20 protein-coding genes are annotated in these 22,534 nt (G+C 33.5%); all 20 read right to left on the reverse strand.

Translation table 11 applies throughout. From position 1 onward, the window contains the following. Positions 1-5 precede the first annotated feature (5 nt). Positions 6-1,202, reverse strand: a complete 1,197-nt coding sequence (locus tag ACYVEC_RS01790; protein ID WP_460505460.1) for a CDP-glycerol glycerophosphotransferase family protein — start codon at positions 1,200-1,202, stop codon at positions 6-8. Between the two features lie 51 nt (positions 1,203-1,253). Further along, positions 1,254-2,258: an NAD(P)H-dependent glycerol-3-phosphate dehydrogenase gene (locus ACYVEC_RS01795; protein ID WP_460505462.1), complete on the reverse strand. Its 1,005-nt coding sequence runs from the start codon at positions 2,256-2,258 to the stop codon at positions 1,254-1,256. A 105-nt stretch (positions 2,259-2,363) separates the two neighbouring features. After that, entirely contained in the window at positions 2,364-4,457 is a 2,094-nt protein-coding gene (locus ACYVEC_RS01800) for a DUF6270 domain-containing protein (RefSeq protein WP_460505465.1), read from the reverse strand. A gap of 39 nt (positions 4,458-4,496) precedes the next feature. After that, positions 4,497-5,669 (reverse strand): glycosyltransferase family 4 protein, encoded by a 1,173-nt coding sequence (locus ACYVEC_RS01805; protein WP_460505467.1) that lies wholly within the window; start codon positions 5,667-5,669, stop codon positions 4,497-4,499. Positions 5,670-5,689: 20 nt separating this feature from the next. Then, the gene (locus ACYVEC_RS01810) at positions 5,690-8,563 is read right to left on the reverse strand and encodes a CDP-glycerol glycerophosphotransferase family protein (RefSeq protein ID WP_460505469.1); all 2,874 of its coding nucleotides are present in this window, start codon (positions 8,561-8,563) and stop codon (positions 5,690-5,692) included. Positions 8,564-8,595: 32 nt separating this feature from the next. After that, positions 8,596-9,759: a CDP-glycerol glycerophosphotransferase family protein gene (locus ACYVEC_RS01815; RefSeq protein ID WP_460505472.1), complete on the reverse strand. Its 1,164-nt coding sequence runs from the start codon at positions 9,757-9,759 to the stop codon at positions 8,596-8,598. 5 nt (positions 9,760-9,764) lie between these two features. Further along, positions 9,765-10,160 (reverse strand): glycerol-3-phosphate cytidylyltransferase, encoded by a 396-nt coding sequence (tagD, locus tag ACYVEC_RS01820; RefSeq protein ID WP_064460119.1) that lies wholly within the window; start codon positions 10,158-10,160, stop codon positions 9,765-9,767. A 328-nt stretch (positions 10,161-10,488) separates the two neighbouring features. Continuing rightward, entirely contained in the window at positions 10,489-11,490 is a 1,002-nt protein-coding gene (mreB, locus tag ACYVEC_RS01825; RefSeq protein WP_016085501.1) for a rod shape-determining protein, read from the reverse strand. Between the two features lie 161 nt (positions 11,491-11,651). After that, complete coding sequence (gene spoIIID, locus ACYVEC_RS01830; protein ID WP_000544012.1) at positions 11,652-11,924, reverse strand: sporulation transcriptional regulator SpoIIID; 273 nt, start codon at positions 11,922-11,924, stop codon at positions 11,652-11,654. Positions 11,925-12,235: 311 nt separating this feature from the next. Further along, the gene (locus tag ACYVEC_RS01835; RefSeq protein ID WP_460505475.1) at positions 12,236-13,084 is read right to left on the reverse strand and encodes a polysaccharide deacetylase family protein; all 849 of its coding nucleotides are present in this window, start codon (positions 13,082-13,084) and stop codon (positions 12,236-12,238) included. 165 nt (positions 13,085-13,249) lie between these two features. Next, the gene (locus ACYVEC_RS01840) at positions 13,250-13,384 is read right to left on the reverse strand and encodes a hypothetical protein (RefSeq protein ID WP_000008903.1); all 135 of its coding nucleotides are present in this window, start codon (positions 13,382-13,384) and stop codon (positions 13,250-13,252) included. Positions 13,385-13,526: 142 nt separating this feature from the next. Then, positions 13,527-14,432 carry a peptidoglycan DD-metalloendopeptidase family protein gene (locus ACYVEC_RS01845; RefSeq protein WP_460505478.1) on the reverse strand — a complete coding sequence of 302 codons (906 nt, stop codon included), beginning with the start codon at positions 14,430-14,432 and terminating at the stop codon, positions 13,527-13,529. Between the two features lie 161 nt (positions 14,433-14,593). After that, complete coding sequence (locus tag ACYVEC_RS01850) at positions 14,594-15,298, reverse strand: ABC transporter permease (protein WP_044791940.1); 705 nt, start codon at positions 15,296-15,298, stop codon at positions 14,594-14,596. Then, entirely contained in the window at positions 15,298-16,140 is an 843-nt protein-coding gene (locus tag ACYVEC_RS01855) for an ABC transporter ATP-binding protein (protein WP_063221871.1), read from the reverse strand. Before ACYVEC_RS01855 ends, ACYVEC_RS01850 begins: the two co-directional genes overlap by 1 nt. A gap of 180 nt (positions 16,141-16,320) precedes the next feature. Further along, the gene (locus tag ACYVEC_RS01860; protein ID WP_063221872.1) at positions 16,321-17,277 is read right to left on the reverse strand and encodes a LytTR family transcriptional regulator DNA-binding domain-containing protein; all 957 of its coding nucleotides are present in this window, start codon (positions 17,275-17,277) and stop codon (positions 16,321-16,323) included. Between the two features lie 164 nt (positions 17,278-17,441). Then, the gene (locus tag ACYVEC_RS01865) at positions 17,442-18,572 is read right to left on the reverse strand and encodes an RNA-guided endonuclease InsQ/TnpB family protein (protein ID WP_460505481.1); all 1,131 of its coding nucleotides are present in this window, start codon (positions 18,570-18,572) and stop codon (positions 17,442-17,444) included. 821 nt (positions 18,573-19,393) lie between these two features. Beyond that, positions 19,394-19,504, reverse strand: coding sequence for a hypothetical protein (locus ACYVEC_RS01870; protein ID WP_420480820.1), 111 nt, complete (start codon positions 19,502-19,504; stop codon positions 19,394-19,396). Next, positions 19,494-19,919 (reverse strand): AMP-binding enzyme, encoded by a 426-nt coding sequence (locus tag ACYVEC_RS01875; protein ID WP_235613023.1) that lies wholly within the window; start codon positions 19,917-19,919, stop codon positions 19,494-19,496. The genes ACYVEC_RS01870 and ACYVEC_RS01875 overlap by 11 nt, the downstream gene beginning before the upstream one ends. A gap of 56 nt (positions 19,920-19,975) precedes the next feature. Then, positions 19,976-20,995, reverse strand: coding sequence for a stage II sporulation protein D (gene spoIID / locus ACYVEC_RS01880; RefSeq protein WP_063222501.1), 1,020 nt, complete (start codon positions 20,993-20,995; stop codon positions 19,976-19,978). Positions 20,996-21,202: 207 nt separating this feature from the next. Further along, positions 21,203-22,507, reverse strand: a complete 1,305-nt coding sequence (gene murA, locus ACYVEC_RS01885) for a UDP-N-acetylglucosamine 1-carboxyvinyltransferase (protein WP_060632944.1) — start codon at positions 22,505-22,507, stop codon at positions 21,203-21,205. Between the last annotated feature and the right edge of the window lie 27 nt (positions 22,508-22,534).

The raw sequence follows: 22,534 nt of genomic DNA on the forward strand, positions 1-22,534 counted from the left end.
CTTTACTATGCCTCTCCGAAAAATATTTTCCTTACAGCTCGTTTAGAAGCACCACCATCTTCTAAATAACAATACTTATTATAGAAACTATCGTATTTCCCTGCAAATTCTCCTAATCCATTCAATTCACAATTTACTATTTCCCCCAATAATTCTCTTGTATTCTTTACAATTGGACCAGGAGCTTCTTCTTCTAAATTAAAGTAAAATCCTCTTAATTTATCTCGGTAAGAATCAATATCATACGTATAGAAAATAATTGGGCGTTTTAAATTTGCATAATCAAAAAAGACTGAAGAATAATCTGTAATTAACATATCAGATATTACATATAGTTCATTAATATCGACATGCTTAGAAAAATCATAAACAAATCCTTTATATTTAACTAAATCAAATTTTTCTGCTATTAAATAATGCATACGTAATAAAATAACATAATCCGACCCTAATTTACTTTGTAAAAGATCCAAATCTAATTGTAAATCCAATTTATATTGTCCCTTACTATAAAATTGATCATCTCTCCATGTTGGTGCATATAAAATAATTTTTTTATCTATCGGTAAGTTATTCTTTTGTTTTAAGTGCTCTACTGCTGAAGAATTATTACTCTGATATAAAAAATCATTACGTGGATAACCAACTTCTACGACTTCCTTTTCAAATTGGAATGCTCTTCTAAAGATGTCCGTAGAATATTTATTAGGCGAAAGTAGATAATCCCAATTTTTCGCTTCCAAATGAAAATTATTCTTATATTTTTCTGTTGTTGTACCTGGCATATGTACTTCTTTCATATCACCAGCTAATTTCTTTAATGGCGTACCATGCCAAGTTTGGATATATACCGTATGTTTTGGTTTAGGTAACCATAAAGGCATCCTACTATTTGTAACCCAATACTTTGAACGCGCCAACAAAATAAACCAACGAATCGAGAATCTTTTTACATATGGAACTCCATCTTTTTTAAATTGTTCCTGATATGCTTTATTTACACTCCATACCATTTCAAAATCCATTTCATTTTTTAACATATATTCATATATAGCCCTTGGATTACAACTATATTGTTTTCCAGAATAACTTTCAAACAAAATCATTTTTTTTCTTGGCGGTAAATAACTACAAAATAAAAAGATTGCTTTACATAGCCTTTTAACTATCGGATGATTTTTTATTTTTCGTATAAAACCCATCTTTTTTGCACACCTTCTAATTCATTTATCTCACATATCTATAATGTATTATTATAAAACTTCACCCTTACCATTTCTCCCCATTAGTAAATCTACTTCCTCTTTTGCACTCTTCCCATTAAAAAGAACATTATATATAGCATTAGTAATTGGCATTTCAACATTAACTTTTTTAGCTAAGTGGTATGCTGCCTCCGCTGTACGTACCCCTTCAACAACCATGCCCATATTTTCTAAAACTTCTTCTAAATTATGACCTTTTCCAAGTAAATTGCCGGCTCTCCAATTTCGACTATGAACACTCGTACAAGTTACAATCAAATCACCAACACCTGTTAAACCTGCAAAAGTAAGCGGATTCGCTCCCATTTCACATCCCAAACGTGTAATCTCTGTTAAACCACGTGAAATTAAAGCTGCCTTTGCGTTATCTCCGTAATCAAGTCCATCTGAAATACCTGCTCCCAGAGCAATAATATTTTTCAATGCTCCACCTAATTCAACACCAATTACATCTCGATTTGTATACACTCGGAAATTATTATTCATAAACAATCTTTGTGTATCCTCTGCAGCTTGTGAATGGTAAGATGCAGCAGTTACTGTCGTAGGATGACGAAGACTTACTTCTTCTGCATGACTTGGCCCAGAAAGAACAACGATGCTCTCAACTAACTCTTTTGGCATCTCTTCTTCAATCATTTCTGAAATTCGCTTAAATGATCCAGGCTCAATTCCCTTACTTGCATGGATAACTGTGATTGGCTGTTTTACAATAGATTTCAAGTTTCTCATAACATCACGAATCGCCTTTGTTGGTACAACTAGTAACACTGTATTGACTCCATCCATCGCCTCTTCTAAAGACTCGTATCCTATTATTCCTTTGGATAACTGAATTCCTGGTAAGTAAGTTTCATTTGTATGTTTCTCATTAATCTCTTGAATCTGTTTCTTATTATTCCCAAAAATCCGTACTTCATGTCCGTTATCTGTAAGAACCATAGAGAGAGCAGTTCCCCAACTTCCGGCTCCTATAACTGTGATTTCCTCCATTTTTCCCGTCCTCTACAAATTATTCACTATATTTTATATAAAAGGCTAAATTCGCAATAAAAATATATCCCCCTAAAAATTAACTCTTAGAGGGATATATTTGGCTTAATCTCTTTCCAATGAATTATGAATTTTGTTTTGTAAATCTTGCATAATAGATTTATTCAACCTATTCATAAATTCCTTGTAATAACCTGGTTGGTAATGCGAAAAAGTATTTCCAAATGGATGGTTATAATGCCCTATATAATTAGTATCCTTTAAATCAAGAACCTTGCAATTTGGGATACAATTTACGAACCACCCGTTAAGTATATCCCAAAAATAATTATTTCTTTTTATTATTTCTGGGCAAGAGAATTTTTTCACTTTATTATCTCTATCAATATATTTATACGTAAACCCTCCCGTATTCAAAATGATACGCTCTTCAGGTAATATCTCTTTAACTTTTCGAGCAAACTTCTCCATATGTTCCTTCCATATTTCAAAATATAATTGATTATTGCTATGACCAATACGCTCATATGCGCCTAATTCTTTAAAATATGGGCTTTCCCTAAGAACCAAGCTCGCACTAATATAACTCTCATCATTTAATCTAATTAAATCCCTAGCTGCATCTGCATACAAATCAACAATTAAGTAATCTGGTTTAGCTTCTTTTAGTTTATCAAAAAAATCTTTCTCAAAATCACAACGAATAAATTCTTTGTTTTTATCCGTGACACCTTCTAATCTTTCCATATCAATATGAATAGGTTTTGACATGATACTTACAATAGAGGAGTGAAATTGTGTTAAGTTACAGTTGTAATTTTTTTTATACCCAGGATTAAAATATTCTCCTGAATTAAATGCGTTACGGCTAAAACAAGAACCAAGAACAGCGATTTTCAATGACTCTTCTACCACTTTCCCCGAATCTAAAAAATAAATAGAAAATGACCTTTTAGCATTTATATAGGGTTTGAATTTCCATTCGTTATTTCCTGCCATCACTTCGTACATATAAAGATTTTTTTCTAATCGTTTTTCCGGCTTTAATTCTACATCTATTATCCTACCATCCAAAGTCATTAGGCGAATAAAAATATCCCAAACATCTTTCTGACGGATTTTTTGTTTTTTTAAAAGCTCTGAAACATTTACGTCCATTTTAAATTTACCATTAAGAATATTTAAACCCTTTGCGATTTCATCAAAATAGAGTGGCTCTCCATTAGCTGTATAACGCTTTTTAAATACGACATATGTACCATTTTCATCAAAATCTAGTACATTATACTCTTTTGAAGAAATTTCTCCTTCAACATAAAGCGTATTATTTTCAAATTTAAAATCTGATGATTCAATAATAAATTCTTTTTCTCTAATAAAAAGCGCTAAATTATCTAACCCAGTAATATATGGCTTAACTCTAAACAAATCATTATGTTTGAACGTACGATATCCAAATTTCGACTTATTACTTATGGTATCAAGTAAGGGCATCTCAATTTCTACACCATTAGAGTCTTGAATTTTTACGAATGCATCCCATATCATATTTGAACTTAGTTTATAATCTTTAAACATTTGATCAATATTCATTGAAAATTTAAAAATACCTTGATTTACGTTTGTTTCTAGCACCTTAGTTTCATAGTATTCGAATAAGGATTCTTGTTCTCTCTTTTTTAATATTAAACTAACGATTTTCTCTTCTAAATTTACTTCCTGTAACTGCTCTAAATAGAAACTTACGTTTAAAGTCCCTTGATTAAATTCGGCATCTTGCATAAGTGCCTTAATATCATTCCGTATCACATAGATTGAAACACCCTTATATCCCGTAATATACGGTTTAGCTTTAAAAAGGTTATTATCTAATAAATAATATGATTTAGCTTTAAAATCTGATGAACTATCTGTTTTTAGTTTTATATATGTCCCATTGCAAATTAAAAATAGGTCCCAAATTAAATTATTTTCTACGGAAGCTTCCTTAAAAAGTAGGTCGATATTTTTTTTAAAGCTAAAAGTCTTCCCGCTAGCTTTTATTGAAAAAAAATGATTTTCCGTATACTCTATACCATGCTCACTTTCACGTCTTCTAATGGAGAAAAAGCAACTTTCCTCCTCCAAAATAAAATCCGCTTTCCCTTCAATGTATATACAACCATTATTAAAATTTATATTCGTTACAACTACATTCACACTAACATCTCCTATACTAATAACAAAACAAATCTTTTATTAATGATTAATTTGATGAGTAGCTTCATCAATAGTTCTCATCCATATTTTCCCTATCTCATCTATTTCAAACCTTTTCACATTCTTTATAGCCCTTCTAGCAAATTCGCCCCTCTTCACAGGATCATTCATTAACTCCATTAATGCCTTAGCAAGAAGCTCCACATTTCCGTCTTCTACCAAAAAGCCATCCTTATCATGATCAATAATTTCACTTGGTCCTTTTGGACAATCAAAACTAACTACTGGTACTCCACATTGCATTGCTTCTATAATTACCATTCCAAATCCCTCAAACCTTGAACTCAAAGCATATAATGATGCTTTAGAAAGTTCTACATCTATATGCTGGGTAGCCCCCATTAGAATGACATGATTGTACAATTTATTTTTTTCGATTAATTCTTCTAAATTTGCTCGCTCTCTACCAGTTCCATAGATTTTAAGTTTCCAATCAGGATATTGCTTATTTACAATTTTGAAGGCCTCAATTAATAAATCAAAACCTTTTTGTGGAACTAATCGCCCAGCAGCAGCAATTGTTTTAGATGTTAGAGAAGATACCCCCCCTCTAAGCTTTGGAATTGAATTTGTAATTTTCTTTACCTCTACTTTTCCATTTAGAAGAAGTTTTTGATAATCAACCGTATCTTCATCTGTTAAAGTAGCTAAACAATCTAAATTAGTATAGTGCTTTAATATAGATTTCTTTAACCTTTTAGGATAGATTGAGAAATTCAAATGTTCTTGTCCGATAAGATATATGCCTTTATTTGCATGCTTACTTGCAAATATATTAAAACTTGGTCTTGTTGTCACTAAAATCCCCGAATCAATACTTTTTAAATAATTATACATTTTAATATCCGTCAACAATGAAAAGAAATGATATCCTTCATCATCTGGATGAATTAACTTACTTTTCATCTTTAACATTCTATTCGCTATTCTCGTTTGAAATTGTTTATCACTTTTATTTCGATTTGCAACATCATGTAAAACGATAACTTTAATTCTTGGGTCTATTTCAAAAAATGCTATTTTGCGATGACGAAAAACACTAATAATTTCAACATCATAACCATTTTGTGCCAAATAATTTGTTACATTTAATACAGTACGTACTGTGCCACCCATTCCATAAATATCAAATACTAAAAAACGTATCTTCACAACCTTATCTCCTGTCTAAATTATTTTCCGATCATAGCTTCTATAGTTCTTTTAGAAGCGCGCCCATCTTCAAGATGACAGAATTTATCTTGGAACTTTTTATATCGTTCCGCATATTTTGCTTCTACCTTACTGATATCTTCTATTGTCTTAAATAGACGCTCCTGATTTAAAATAATCGGTCCTGGAGCTTCTTCTTGAAAATTAAAATAAAAGCCTCGAATTTGAGAACCATATCTAAATAAATCATAAGTAAAGAAAATAATTGGTCTATTTAAATTTGCATAATCAAACATTACTGAAGAATAGTCAGTAATTAATATATCTGAAATCAGATATAATTCTTGGATATCGTTATAACTGGATACATTATAAACGAACTCTTCCAAACCGTTAATTTGAATGCGAGTAGCATCTCTATAGTGTAATCTTAATAACAATACGTATTCTTCCCCAAATTTTTCCTTAAATTTATTAAGATCAAATTTAAATTCGTAAGGCTTGTGCTGATTACCATTATGAAAATCATAATCTCGCCATGTTGGTGCGTATAAAATAATTTTCTTTTTAGGGTCAATATTTAATCTCTTTTTAATTTCATCGGATTTTTTATCAATGTCTTTATTGTAAAAAATATCATTTCTTGGATAACCAACATCTAACATAATCTTTTCGAAATTAAAAGCTCTCTTTAAAATTTTTGATGTATAATTATTAGGCCCTATTAAATAATCCCATCTCTCATTGCGCCTTAACAAAGCTGGAGAAGTATTCTCGGCATATGAAGGTGAATTTGGATCAATATCAAAACCAAGCTTCTTTAAAGGTGTTCCATGCCAGGTTTGCAAATGGACAGTCTCTTTTCTTTTCTCATAAAAGTCTGGGAAATTACCATTATTAACAAAATACTTAGATTTTGCCATATAATAGTAATATTTAACCGAACCTGGTTTAACCACAATTGGTTTACCTGGTATTTCCTGCATAATATTATTAACTATCCATATAGCCTTCATATCACGCTTTTCTATTAACATTTGTTCATAAATTGCTCGCGGATTACATGAGTAACTTTTCCCATGAAAACTTTGAAAAATAATATATTTTTGATTAATAGGTAAGATCCTATTAAAAATTCGATATAAAGATTTGTCCCATTTATTAATAAATTTGCGGATTCTTATGATTTGTTTTAATCTATCTTCTAACGTTAAAATAATTTTCGAAGGATCTATGTTCATAGTAAATAAAGCTATGCCTCCATTAAGCTTAAATTCACATTCAATTAAATCAAAATTTATATCTGTTAATAACTTATCTCTTTCTTCTCCCTGTTGAATAGTAGACAAATCTAAAATGGCCCTAAATTTAAACTCTTGCTTTGTCTTTTCATTTTTCTCCAAATTCCATATAACCGGAATCTTATTTCTTTTTCCATAACTCCCTTTAATGGTCATACTTCCATTTGTTTGAACTGGGATTATTTTATTTGGAGTCTGAATATTTAATTTTCCTGATACAATCCATGCGTCTTTCTCTATTTTCACTTCCTGAATTGATTTCACATTAAGATATTCACGAACTAAAATGGAAACTTCATCGTGTAAAGTATAGTAGGGCTTTATGACAATAGCTCGCCCCTCTAAATCTGATAAAAGCTGCTGTGGTATGTTAATGACCTTTTGCTTATTTGCAACTCCATCTAGACGTGTCACTAAGCGATAAGAATGCTTATTAACTTTTAAATATATATCCCATATTCCCTTACCAAATAATCCTTTAGATACAAGATCCTCTAAATTAAACGTGTGTGCATAATTAAATCCATCTAATTCAATCTCAAATTCATATTTTTCTTCCGTGTTACGTTTTTTTATAATTAAACTCGTTGGTTCTTCAGAAAATTTCTCAACCATTTGTTGCTGTATAACTTCTCCTACAATTGTAATTTGATTATCTTCGGAGTAAATACACTTAACTTCAGCTTGTAAATCTTCTCTAGTTAATAATATATAACCTTGATTACTTTCTCGATCTGTACTAAATAATACTTTTTTAATACCTTCTAATGTATTTATAATGGCACAGTTATTAAACACCATATTAGGTGAAATAATTACTGGCAGTAAAACAACCTCTTCTTTATACTCCATTTCGATAAAAATTTGAGTAGATTTATTGTTTTCTAACCCGTATGTATTTTTTCTGAAGTCTAATTGCACACTAAATCCCGTCCAATCATAGCTTCCACCTGATTGACCGTAAAAAGCTGTTACGTCTGTTCTTTTAACATTATTAACGGGTATCTTCCAAGTATTATTTTCTGAACGCATAACTAATTTTTTTGTTATTTCAGTTTCTTCCCTAGTGTTCCATGGTAACATCAAGAAATACCCACTTAGTTCCAGAACCCCATTTTCTTTCAAATTAATTACCTCAACATCGAGATATGCACTACTCTCTTGAGATTTAAATGATAAATTCCCCTTCACTGTGGAATAACCTATAAAAATTTTATTTAATTCTTTAATATAAAAAGGAGAAAATTCAATAGCATCAGTTACGTCGTTCTTAACACGGAATTTGTTTATTTTTCCACCCACTTCAATTTGAAGATAGGCATCCCATATTCCTTTTGCAAGACTTTCAATATAATCATTCAGTTCAACTTGAGCATCCAATAAATCTGTATTATTTTGTATATTGGCACATACTTTAATTTCTTCTTTCGATTTTCGATTAACTAAAATGAAATAATATTTATCCAACCCTAGATTTCTAGTAATTCCCTCCATTCTCAATACAATGTTCAATTTTTGTTGAGAATACTTAATCTCTTGCAAAACACAATGGCCTTGTTCTTTAGGTAGCCATAAAAACCTTAAAAAATTCATTCCGCACCTCTTATATCTAAATTAGATTTATATTATATTTTGAATATTTCTCTTATAAAACTCTCACTAGAATTCCCTTTTGAATATTGGTTCCATTTCAAAGAGAAGTCTTCTACTTTTGATAAATCAAACTCATTATTATTTATTATTGAAACTAACTCCTTTGTAGAATATACAACTGGTCCCGGGACCAAAGAATCATATTCACCTATAATTCCTCTTTGTTTTTTATATTCCTCTAAATCATAAGGATAGAAAACCATGGGCTTCTTTAACAAACAAAACTCATATGGGATTGAAGAATAATCAGTAATTAAAATATCAGTTACCAAGAACAAATCATTAATATTTGGATACATTGAATAATCATATATAAATTGTGAATGCTCAATTTTATAGTATAATTCTTCCTTTATTGCTGGATGTAATCTAATAAACAATACGTATTCTTCATGAAATTCTCTATACATTTCTTCTATTTCCAATTGTAATTTAAAAGAATTTATTTCGTTATCCCTAAAAGTTGGAGCGTATAATATTACTTTTTTATTTATCAAATTTGGATTTTCCAAAAACAACTTTTTTTTAATTTCTTCTTGCCGAATTCGATTAAAAAACAAATCCGTTCTCGGTATACCTGTCCGTACCATTTGATGATGGTCTACTGAGAACGCACTCATATATATATCCGCTAATAATTCAGATCCCACAACAATTTTATGAAAGTTATTATAAACCCTTTTAAATCGTTTTTGAGCACGCTTACTTCTTTTGTTAAAATTTGGATCTAACAAACCGAATTTCTTTATAGATCCTGCTGCATGCCAAAGTTGAATGCATTCCGTTCCTTCTTTAAACTTAATAGCAGATAAAAAACCAAAATAATTGTCAATAATAACATATTTAGATGTTGTCAAATGATAAACGGCTTCAATCATATTCACTATACTTAGTGTTTCAAATTGATAAGACTTCACTTCAGGATAATCTTTTAACTTATATTTACAAGTAGGTTTATATAAGAATACGACATCTAAATCAATTTTTTTCGCTCTCATTTCTTCGTATATAGAGAGTGCATTCTCCCCATATGACATAATAAATGTCGCTTTTTTTTGAATTGGAAACACTCTGAAAAGATTAAATAGTAGTCTAAATATTGTAAGGTATATAGCAATTTGTATCTCTCTAATCATAAAAATTATCTAGCCACTAATAATAATTCCTGTTTAATCTTTGTCGTTGAAATACCTGCTGTACGTGGTAAATACTTAACTTCGCAATGAGATTTTAGGAAATCAAATTCACCTTCCCAATCATCGCCCATAACAAATAAATCAACGTCATGCTCTTGAACATCTTTTTCTTTTTGTTCCCATTCATGTTCAGGTATTACTTCATCTACGTAACGAACCGCTTCTAAAATCATTTTGCGATTTTCATAACTATGATAAGCTTTTTTCCCCTTTAGTTTATTAAATTCATCTGAAGATATAGCCACGATAAGGTAATCCCCCAAGTCTTTTGCTCTCTTTAGCAGATTGATATGTCCCCAGTGTAATAAGTCAAATGTTCCATATGTAATTACTTTTTTCATAATTTAATTGTCCTCCTGCGAATTTTTCTAAGAATAAAAAAACCAATAGGACCTTCCCCGCATCATTATTCAAATAACAAAAGCCCTATGTAAACCAATAAGATTTACAAATTATTTACATTAAGTTCACACGAAATTCACACTAGCGATTATAACATACTTTTTATTGACCAACTATTACAATTAATATGCATTTTATGTAATATATACATAAAGAAAGCGCTAACAACGCTTATTTGTAAGTGTTTTTCCAGTATATCTTATTATATAAAAAAACCAGAAAAGAATTGCTTCTTTCTGGTTTTTTATTTACAATTGAATTTATTTTTTATCGCAATGCACGACGTGGTAATTTATCAATATTTTCTAACATAATACCTGTACCAACCGCAACGCAGTGCATTGGGTTTTCAGCAATTAATACTGGTACTTTTAGTTCTTCTGCTAGAAGCATGTCGATACCGTGTAGTAAAGCTCCACCGCCTGTTAGAATAACACCGCGGTCGATGATGTCCGCCGATAATTCTGGTGGTGTGCGCTCTAGTACGCCTTTTGCAGCTTGTACAATGACAGCTGCGTCTTCTTTTAGTGCTTCTGTAATTTCTTCAGAGCATACTGTAATTGTACGTGGTAAACCAGTTACCATGTCACGTCCGCGAATTTCAAGCTCTTCGCTACGTGCACCTGGGAATACTGTACCAACTTTAATTTTAATATTTTCTGAAGTACGTTCTCCAATTAATAGCTTATACTTACGTTTAACGTAGTTTAAGATCTCCATATCAAACTTATCGCCAGCCATTTTGATAGAGGAAGAGGTAACAATATCACCCATAGATAATACAGCGATATCTGTTGTACCTCCACCAATATCAACAACCATGTTACCGCTTGGTTGGAAGATTTCCATACCAGCACCAACTGCGGCTACTTTTGGTTCTTCTTCTAAAAATACTGTTTTACCACCTGAACGTTCAGCAGCCTCACGAATTGCTTTTTGTTCTACTGATGTGATATTTGTTGGACAACAAATTAAAATGCGAGGTTTTGAAAAGAAGCTCTTTACGTCCAATTTGTTAATGAAATACTTTAACATTGCCTCTGTAATTTCGAAATCTGCGATTACACCATCTTTAAGTGGACGAATTGCTACAATATTACCAGGCGTACGTCCCACCATACTTCTTGCTTCTTCACCTACTGCTAATACTTTACCTGTGTTACGATCAATAGCAACAACAGATGGCTCATTTAATACAATACCCTTACCTTTAACATGGATTAATACGTTAGCCGTACCTAGGTCAATTCCGATATCTCGCGCAAACATTCCCGTTTTTTCCTCCTCGATATTCAAAATCAGGTTACACCCGAATTCTTTTACACCTAATTTCTGATTTTATCATAAATTTAACAGAAACGTAATATTCACAAAAAGAATTCTTCTGAAAAATATTACCGAATTGAAACGGAATGTTTGCGATCGCATGTTTATTGACGTACCGGCTTTTCTACATCTTCTTTTCTATACTTTTGTTTTGTTGCTTCTCCGCCTCTTAAATGACGAATAGACTTATGATAATCAAGAATTTCTTTCACTTCATTTGCGAGCTCTGGATTAATTTCTGGTAGACGTTCCGTTAAATCTTTATGGACTGTACTCTTTGATACCCCAAATTCCTTTGCAATGACACGCACTGTCTTTCTTGTCTCCACGATATACTTACCAATCTTGATAGTTCTCTCTTTGATGTAATCGTGCACACCACTCGCCTCCCTAAATTGGATGTGAGAAGTGTGAAATGAGCCTCGCTGCATACGACTAAGAAGTAAGTGTGAGTGCTGTTTGTAAGCGTTAAACATTCTTGGATTTATAATGAAATGATTCACGATTTCTCACCTCAAACACTCTCTTTGCTTTGGTTTATACCATTGTATTGCCCACACTACTGATATATGCTACATGTTCAATATTTTTAAGGACTAAGTACAAAAAATTTTATTTCAAGAAAAAATCCATTCTTTAAACAAAAAAGCCTATTAGAATTTAAATATAATTCTAATAGGCTTGAACTTTACTTATTTGGAACCTCATATTCACCTGAGACTATTTTCTCAAAGTTATCCATTTTAGTATCCGCTGAAATAAACCAACGTTTTATTTCTAAGGGATTATTTTCTGGTGTCGCATATCCTTGTAGACTAGTGAATGCCAACTCCATTTTTAAATCTTTTAATATTTGGAGCGTATCTTTATTGTATTTTCCAAATGGATATGACATATAATTTGATTTTAAAACATCTTTACTTTTTAATATATCATTTTTAACTACTTGATTTCCCTCAACAAGTATAGCCGCTGATCCATTCTTAAATTTATGTAAAGTATGTGTATGACTTCCAAATTCAAATACATCTTTCATTTTATCCATTTCATTCATACTTAACATTTGAAAGGCTTTAGGATTAAACTTTTCTTCCTTATTACTTATTCTAGATGTAACTGCAAATGAAGCAGCATGCATTTTATATTTTTTTAAAATTGGATATGCATATACATAATTTGATTTAGAACTGTTATCAAATGTGATTAAGACACTTTTCTTAGGAAGTTTCTTTTTATTTTTTATGAATTGATTAAATTCTTCCAAAGTAAGAGTATGATACTGATTATCTGCTAAATACTTCATTTGTTTTTCAAACATTCCTACTGATACCGCAGTTGCCTTATCTTTTAATAACGGATTTTGGTTTTTATCATTATCTTTTGTTAAATAATAATATTGCAGAACTGGCACTTTCTCCTGCTTACCTGCAGCGCTCATTTTATTAAAAATAAAAAATCCAATCCCAGCAATTAGCGCTACTACAACTGCTATTACAATAAATAATTTTTTCGAACTTTTACTTTCTCTTGCTTCCAATTTAAAACTTCCCCCTCAACCACAACAAAAAAACACAGTATTTTAGATTCCTACTGTATTCAAATATCGTTTTCTTATGTGAAAAAATCACAATTAGTATTATACGGCTTAGCCTTAAAAATTCCAATAGGTGTACAAAAGAAAAAGACACTCTTTCTTAGAGTGTCATTCTTCTCGTTCCAACTCTTCTTCTAACAATTGATGGTGGGGAACCTCTTTCTTACCGGCAATATAATAATATAAGGTGAATAAAACAAACAATAAAATAATAGCAGTCGACAGAACAAATAAAAATGACACAGTATCCCCTCCTTTTTGTAATATATATTCGAGAATCTCGTCATTTTTCCTTGTTATTGCAACTTTTTTCTCGAAATCGAGTATTTTTATATGAAAATGAAAAAAATCAGCTCTCCTAGGAGAGCTGATTTTTTTCATTTTTTTATTCTTGTGAAGAAGAACTGTTAGATGATTCTGTAGAACCATTTGTTGATTTTTCTTCTTTCTTCGGTTCTTCTTTTTTGTCATTAGTCGAACCGCTAGTTGATTTCTCTTCTTTTTGAGACTTGTCTTCTGTTTTACTTTCTGGTTTTGTGCTTGTTGACTTTTCTTCTTTTTGAGATTTGTCATCAGCTTTTTTACCAGAAGCATTCGTTGCCTTTGCAGCACCTGCATCGGCTTTAATTTCTGCTACTGATTTATTTAAGTAGCGCTCAGGGTTCACAGCCACATTGTCTTTACGTACTTCAAAGTGAACGTGAGAACCTGCTTCTTTATTCATTGCACTTAGACCGGATGTTCCTAATACTTCACCTTGTACAACTCGTGCACCTTTTTCTACTTTCACACTACCTAAGCTTTGATAAGAAGCTGCTACACCATTTCCACTATCAACTGTTACAACATAACCAAGAAGTGAATCTTTTTCAGCCTTCGTTACTGTACCGCTTAAAGCAGCAGCTACATTGAATTCTTTTCCATTCTTCGCAGCAATGTCGATTCCTTTGTTTGGGGAATATGTGTTGTTATAAAAGACAAGTGCTTTTTCTTGTTCCGCCTCAGTTGCTGCATCTTCATAGAACTTCTTCTGTACGACTACTTCCGCATTAGCGGCAGCTGGCATTTTCACTACTTCTGAAGATTTCGTTACTGGTACTGCTGGATCTTCCGATTGTGTATACGGTGTTGCTTGATCTTGGTTCGGAGTCTTCTTCGGATTAGCTCCCTGGAACCATAGCGCAACCATTAAAATTACTGCTGCACAAGCAATGTATAGTGCCGGAAACACCCATCTTTTTTGAAATAAATGTACTACCTTTTGCGACTTTTTATTATTTCTTCCTCGCATTCCATCATCACCTCAGCAATCATTTTGAACAATATTCACGTATCCTATACAACGTATAACTAATTACTTTTCGACAAAATCTGTAAAAATATGTATAAGAATTGTAAAATTTCCGAGGAAATGATAGAAAAAAGAAAAAACCGAGCATTTCAGCTCAGTTTTTAATCTAATTGTTTCTTTTTATATACGATTAAACATGCAATAAGTGAAATAATAAGCCAAGCTCCAACATTTATCATATGCCCACTAATACTACTAAACCCAGCACCCTCTACTAAGCTTTTAATTGCTTTTTCAAGATGAGATGTTGGAAGATAACTAATCATTGTCTTAATTACTTTATTTTCAACCATTGGTTCAAATTGCACAGCTAAATACATCGTCATTAATATCGGCATTCCAATTAGTGATGTTTGTGGGACAGACTCAGCTAGTAATCCAATCATTGTTCCAATTAAAGTAAATAGAATTGTTCCACATAAGAAAACAAATGCTAGCAATAAGAAATTTCCACTTAATTGATCTAAAATGAATAAGTTTACAATGGAAATACCTAACGTTAAACATGCTGTTAATATACTTTTCCCAAGAAGAACTTCAACAGAAGAAGCTGGTGATAGCATTAACACTCGTAACGTATGTTTTTCTTTCTCTTCTGCAATTACCATTGATTGAACAAATCCTGCAACAAATAGAAAGGCCATTAAAGTAATAATGCCAACCCCTGCCTGTCCTTCTCCAAATCGGCTAAATATAAATGCAAATATAATTGGTAAAGATGCCATTAACAACACTTGTGAATTTGTCTTAAAATCTTGTACTTCTTTTCTAAAAATAGCTGATACACGTCTCATTGAAAATGTCATTATAATCCCCTCCCAGTAACTTCAATAAAGATATCGCCTAACGTGGGTTCATAAGAATGAATGGATAATAGTTCTCCCTTTTTCATCCATTCTGAAATGCGTTTTGCACCTAATTCATCTTTTTGTACCGTTTCTTTCTTCTTATCCTTTAACACGACTTGTATTTGATCTTTCGCGTATTGTAAGCGAAGGTTCTCCGGTGTATCAAGCGCTACAATTTCTCCACCACATAGAAAGGCAATGCGGTTACAAAGCGTTTCTGCTTCGTCCATGTTGTGCGTCGTTAAGAAAATTGTCGTTCCTTCTTTGTTCAAGTCTTTTAAGATTTTATGAATGTTTTGCACGTTTACTGGATCGAGTGCAGATGTTGGCTCGTCTAAGAAGAGGATATCTGGTTTATGAAGGATTGCTCTTGCTAGTGTAACGCGCTGCTTCATTCCCTTTGATAATTTTTTTACTGGTGTTTTTTTATCATCTAATAGATTCACTTGTGCTAGCACTTCATCGATTCGTTCTTTTTTGCAATCGTATAAGTCACAAAATAATAGTAAGTTATCATAAATGCTAAGTCGTTCATATAAGCCACTGTTGTCTGTTAAAATACCAATTCGTTTGTAATCGATGTTGCTTGGTCCTGTAATATCTTTACCTAATACTCTTACCGTTCCAACGCTATGCAGTAATTGAGAAGTTAAAATCTTTACTGTTGTCGTTTTCCCAGATCCACTTGGTCCGAGGAATCCAAAAATTTCGCCTTGCTTCACCTCAATATTCACATTTCGAAGTGCCGTTTTTTCGTTGAAACTTTTCATTACATCTTTCATTTCAATTGCCAATGTCATCTCGTCATCCCCTTTGTTTTTCTCTTTTATAAATGAAAGTCGCTTTAGCGCTTTTCGTTTTTTGTTTTGCTTTTCTTGACTCAATCATATGAAAAACAAAGGGGTTACGCAGTAAAATACCGGTAAAAGGAGTATTTTTACCGGTGAATGAATCGTATTTCGAACTTATTGGAGCACCTTTTATAGCCCAATGACACCTTTTAATTCATCCATTCGTCCTTTTGAAAGCGGAATTGAACTTTTTCTTTCGTCATCCAAAATTAAACTAAAACTATTACGAGTCCAAGTAATCACTTCTCGAACCCTTTGTAAATTCACAAGGTAAGAACGATGACATCTAAAGAAACCAAAACCTGTTAACCTTGCTTCTAGTTCGCTTAATGTTAATGCGCATACGAAATCCCCTTCACGAACGTGAATATGTGTCACTCCATTTTGCGTTTCAATGAAATGAATTTCCATTGGATCAAGTAAAATGATTTTATCGTTCACTTTCGCTGGTATTCTTTCTAACTTCATTTGCGGAATCATTTGAACGACCTTCTCTTCATCGACTTCTTTTGCTTCCTCTTGTTCAATTTCTACTTTTTTCACACTATTATTGTTTAATATGTATACATCTTCTGTTAATGAAAGGGCGTCCGATAGAAATGATGACGTGATAAAGATTGCCTTTCCTTGCTCTTTCATTTTCATGATTGCTTTTCGAATAATAATCGTACTCTCTGTATCTACATTTTGCTCTGGCTCTTCCAAAATAACTAAATCCGGATTATGAATCATAACTCGCCCGATATGAAGACGGCGTTTCTCTGAAAATGATAGTTTTTCTATTTTAACGTTTAACTTATCTAAGAGACCGACATATTGCACTACTTCTTCTGTGCTCATATTTGATTCATACAGTCCTATTAAGAACTTGAAGTATTCCTTTACCTTCAAACGATCATATGCCTCATCTTTCAAGAAACAAAAGCCGATGCGGGAATAATGTTTCTTTCCAATCGCTTCACCTTCAAATAGCACATTGCCAGTTGAAGCTTCTTCCTCACCAATAATAATGCGGTGCAACACTTTAGCTGTATGGTTATTACACTGCAAAACAACACATTGTCCTTTCTCAACCTTTAGCTCAATTGCCGGTAACTGGTTCGTCTTCCGATACGATAAACTTAACTAAATCTATACAATTCAATCAAATTTACACAAATTAGTGCTTCATCGTGTTCTCGCAGCCCCAAAGGGACGAGGGGTATAACACTCCACACGAGGCAGTATCGTTACCTCACATTATCAAGCATTTATTTTACCCATCTTGATAAATTTATCGACGCATTTAAATCCCTATCGTGATGGCTCTTGCACCCAACACAACGCCACTCACGTATTTTTAAACTCCACTGTCCTTCTGGTTGAACTGAATGGTCGTATTTTATTCCGCAACATGAACAAATCTTGCTTGAGGCGAACCATTTATCAGCTTTTACATACTCAATGCCATACTTCTCGCACTTGTATGATAAACATTGAAAGAAGAAGTTTAATTTTTGAAATAAAAATGCTTTCGATAGTTTTTTGTTTTTTAACAGGTTTGAGATAGGTAAGTCTTCCACAACAATCCTCATTGGTTTGGTTTTCACCAATTTAGCTGTTGCTTGGTGGATATGGTTATTTCGGATATTCGTAATTTTCCTAGATAACCGCAGGTGCTCAGTTTTAGCTTTTTCATATCCGGCAGACTGAATTTTTACACCTTTTTTAAATCTCCTAGACATATCCCTTTGCGCTGACTTTTTCCTTTTCAAAAGTTTTTTAACCTTAGCATCTTTGTTTATATTTCGTTCTTTCATACCATTAGAAGCTACAAAAAGCTCTTTTAAACCAACATCCACACCAATCGACTCATCGGTTAGTTCTTGTGATTCAAAGTCTTCTTGGAACCCTACACTAATCCACCAGTGACGACCATCAAAGGTAACTCTTGGATTGGATGGTCGTTTATTTCTTGGTAGTTGTTGGCTTGTTTTCACTTCTCCAATAGACTGAATATGAACTACTTTCTTTCCTATAACCAGTCTTTCATAATTGGCATAAAATCCTTGGATTAAATCTTTTTTGGATTTATAAGAAGTGTGATAACCATTTTTGTACTTTTTGAACGAATTTTTTCTCGCCGTATCAAAATCTTTTGAAGCCTGTTTGGGAACTTGTGCATTGATGTCTTTTAACCACTCATATCTCTTTCGCTTCTTGATCTTTGTAAATCGTTTCTGTAAAGCTAACTGTGAAACAGATTTTCCAAATAGCTTATAATATCTATCACTCATTCTTTTACAATAGTTATAAGCAAATCTTGCAGCACCAGTATGGTTTCTAAGCACTTTTTCTTGTTCAGGCGTTGGAATCAGTCTGACTTTCTTCGCCAATATCATCAGAATGTAACTCCTTTACTGTGCGATTATTCGGGCACTCACCTTTCAGATAATGAAAGATTTGTTCTTCTGAATAGTAGCGTGTTCCACCAGCATTCTCCTAAGACTACTAGGATACAAACCTGTTAATTCCGATACTTGACTAACTCGTGAAAATTTCATTAATATTCTCACTTCATTGAACCTACCATAACACATACGTTCGATAGATTCATTAAAGTTTGATAGATTTAATTAAATTTATCTCGTTCAACTAAGGGCGCAATTCCTTAGCCAGTTCTCTTATGAACTTCTCATATTTTCATATGAGCGCAGACTATATGTTTATCTCTTTAGAGATAGAGGATTTTTCCACCACCATAGGCTTGTGATGTACTCTCGTCAGTTATACGAGATAGTCGTTGAACGTTCATCTTATCAATTTTGACTTAGATGATTCGAGGCGGAAGACCCATTGTTCTAGTGTTTAGGATTTAACCTTGCACGATCTGATTGATTTTTTCTGCTTTCGCGACATTCACGCTCGCTATTTCTAGCCACGTTGTAGTTCAATCAGCTTTAGGGATTGCCCGCAGTTAACCCTCACTACTAGCCAATCATTTGACTAGCAGGGCTTACTGATATATTTAATTAACTTTAGTTATAATTGGTTAAATAAATCGTAACAGTTAGTTACCCTAATCGTTTCAACTCCAGTAGTGCCATTCCGTCTCCCCCAAATACTTTTTATCCTATTATACCAAACAATTAATGGAAAATTTAGATATTTTATGAAGTACTATAAAAAGAAGGCTATCTAAATGAAAGGATAGCCTTCTTCTCTATTTTTGCTCTACCATATACGTCTTAAGCTGATCACGCAGCGCTCGTTTTAAAAACTTTCCTACAGATGTTTTCGGAATTTCATTTACAAATAAAATATCATCTGGCATCCACCATTTCGGAAATTCCGCTTCTAGTAAAGCATACAACTCTTTTCTTTCTACTGCTTGTCCCTCTTTTAGTACAACACAAGCAAACCGGACGTTCTTGCCATTTTTCATGCGGCACCGCTACAACAGATGCTTCTAACACTTTATCATGCGAAATTAAGGCATTTTCTAAATCTACGGAAGAAATCCATTTGCCTCCGCTTTTAATTAAATCTTTCGTCCGATCAGCAATTTTAATAAATCCTTCCGAATCAACCGTGACAATATCTCCTGTATGGAGCCAACCGTCTTTCATTGATTCTTCTGTACGCTCATCTTTATAATAGCTACCTGCGATCCATGGACCCCTTAAACAGAGTTCTCCCCTCTCTTCTCCATCCCACTTAATTTCACCGTCTTGTCCGATCATTTTCATTTGTTTTCTACAAATAATGACAAAAGGAGCTAATTAAAACTAGCTCCTTTTGCACACTACTTCTTCACCATCAACTTGCCTTCATAATCGTTCATCGTCTTTATTTCAACGCCTTTGTAGTAATGAGCGACAATATCTGTATATTTCTTACCTTCCGCTGCCATACCATTCGCACCGTATTGGCTCATGCCAACGCCGTGGCCGAATCCTTTAGTCGTAACAATGATTTTATCTCCCTCTTGTTTCCACGTGAAGTCAGAAGAGCGTAAATCTAACTTTTCACGAACTTGCTTTCCTGTTAATGTTTTCCCTTGAAATGCTACATCTTTTACTCGCTTTCCTTCCGTAAGATCTTTAATATTTCCAACCTTCCCATCTGCTAGCACTTTCACGCCGAGACGTTTTTGAAAGTCGGCTACGGTAAAGGTTTGCTCACTCGTAAATTTCGGAGAAGCTTGATCCCACGGACTATCTACGCTCTTTAAGTATGGATAATCATTTCCCCAGTAATCAGCCGCATTTTCTGTCCGTCCATTACTCGTTGAAAAGAAGGATGCTGAGATTGGTTTGCCAGCATACGTTAAAACTTGTCCTGCGGTTTTCGAAACGGCTTCTTCGATTTTCTTCAAATTATTTTCATAGTTATTACCCCATTGTTTCTTCAATTCTTCTTTACTTTTGTACACTTGATCTTTCACCGTATCTGTCACGTCCGCATTGTTTTTCTTTCCTCCGCTTAGCATACGCTGCACCACAAATGTTCTCGCTGCTAATGCCTGCGCCTTTAGCGCCTCTATTTCAAAACTGGCATTCATCTCAGAAGCTACTACACCGGTCACATACTCCTCCATAGGTAATGTATCTACCTTTTTCTGTTTCTCACGATATACAGCAACTTGAACCGCTGTATCCACTTTCCCTGGAGCTGGTATACTTTCTATCGCTGGAGGAGTTTTAGAAGCTGCTTCTTCCCCTACTTTTGCTTTCGCAAACGGAATAACAAGAGCAGCAGGTACAATGATAACAAGCGCTATTAGAAGCGCTACTGTGATAAAAAGTGGCTTTGAAAATTTCATCTTATTTCCCCCAATATCCAAAAGCTTTACTCCATTCATTCTTATGGAACAACTCTTTCTTTTAGAACATACTTAAGGGGAACCAGCTAAAACGAAAATTTTCTAAATATTTTTACTGGTACGTGCATAAGTATAGAATTTATTGACTATAACAGTAATAACCCAAAAAAATAGCCCCTATGTCAAAAGACATAGAGACTATCTCAATTAAGCGTGAAGATCAGAAACTTCTTGTTCTTTCACTTCTTCTACTTTTTCGTTTACACGTTCAATAGTTGCACCTAATGCAGCTAATTTCTTATGGAAGTCTACATAACCACGGTCAAGATGTTTTAACTCAGTTACACGAGTGTAACCTTCTGATACTAAACCAGCTAAGATTAATGCAGCTGCAGCACGCAAGTCAGTTGCGCCTACTTCAGCACCTTGTAAGCTGTTTGGACCGTTCATAATAACAGAACGACCTTCGATTTTAATATCAGCATTCATACGACGGAATTCTTCAACGTGCATAAAGCGGTTTTCGAATACCGTTTCTGTAATCATACTTGTTCCATCAGCTTGTAGTAATAATGCCATCATTTGTGATTGCATGTCTGTTGGGAAACCTGGGTGAGGCATAGTTTTAATATCAACCGCTTTTAACTTATCTGGGCCGATAACACGTACACCTTCATTTTCCTCAATAACTTTAACACCCATTTCTTCCATTTTCGCTGTAATTGAGCGTAAATGTTCAGGTACAGCATTTTCAATTAAGATGTCTCCACCAGTAATTGCCGCTGCAACCATGAATGTTCCCGCTTCAATACGGTCAGGAATAATAGAGTGGTTTGCACCATATAATTTATCAACGCCTTCGATACGAATCGTTCCAGTTCCAGCTCCGCGTACTTTTGCTCCCATCGCATTTAAGAAGTTAGCTAAGTCAACGATTTCTGGTTCTTTCGCTGCGTTTTCAAGGATTGTTGTCCCTTTTGCTAATGTAGCTGCAGACATAATGTTTTCTGTCGCGCCCACGCTTGGGAAGTCTAAATAAATTTTAGCTCCTTTTAGTTCTCCCTCAACGTATGCCTCAACAAAACCGTTACCAACCTGTACTTTTGCTCCCATTGCTTCGAAGCCTTTTAAATGTTGGTCAATTGGACGTGAACCAATTGCACATCCACCAGGAAGTGCAATACGAGCACGACCGTTACGTGCTAATAATGGTCCCATTACTTGAACAGATGCACGCATTTTACGTACATATTCAAATGGTGCTTCAATGTTTAGTTCTTTAGAAGCATCGATTGTTACTTGGTTATTTTCAAATACGACTTCAGCATTTAAATGACGTAATACCTCATTAATTGTGTATACATCAGACAAAACTGGTACTTCAGATAGTACATTCTTTCCATCACTCGCTAATAGGGCTGCAGCGATTATAGGTAATACAGCATTTTTTGCGCCCTCAACACGCACTGTGCCGTTTAACCGCTTTCCGCCACGGACGATGATCTTTTCCAAATTATTCCCCTCCGTGTCCTTTTTTCA

Source organism: Bacillus sp. MN7755 (genome assembly GCF_054771475.1).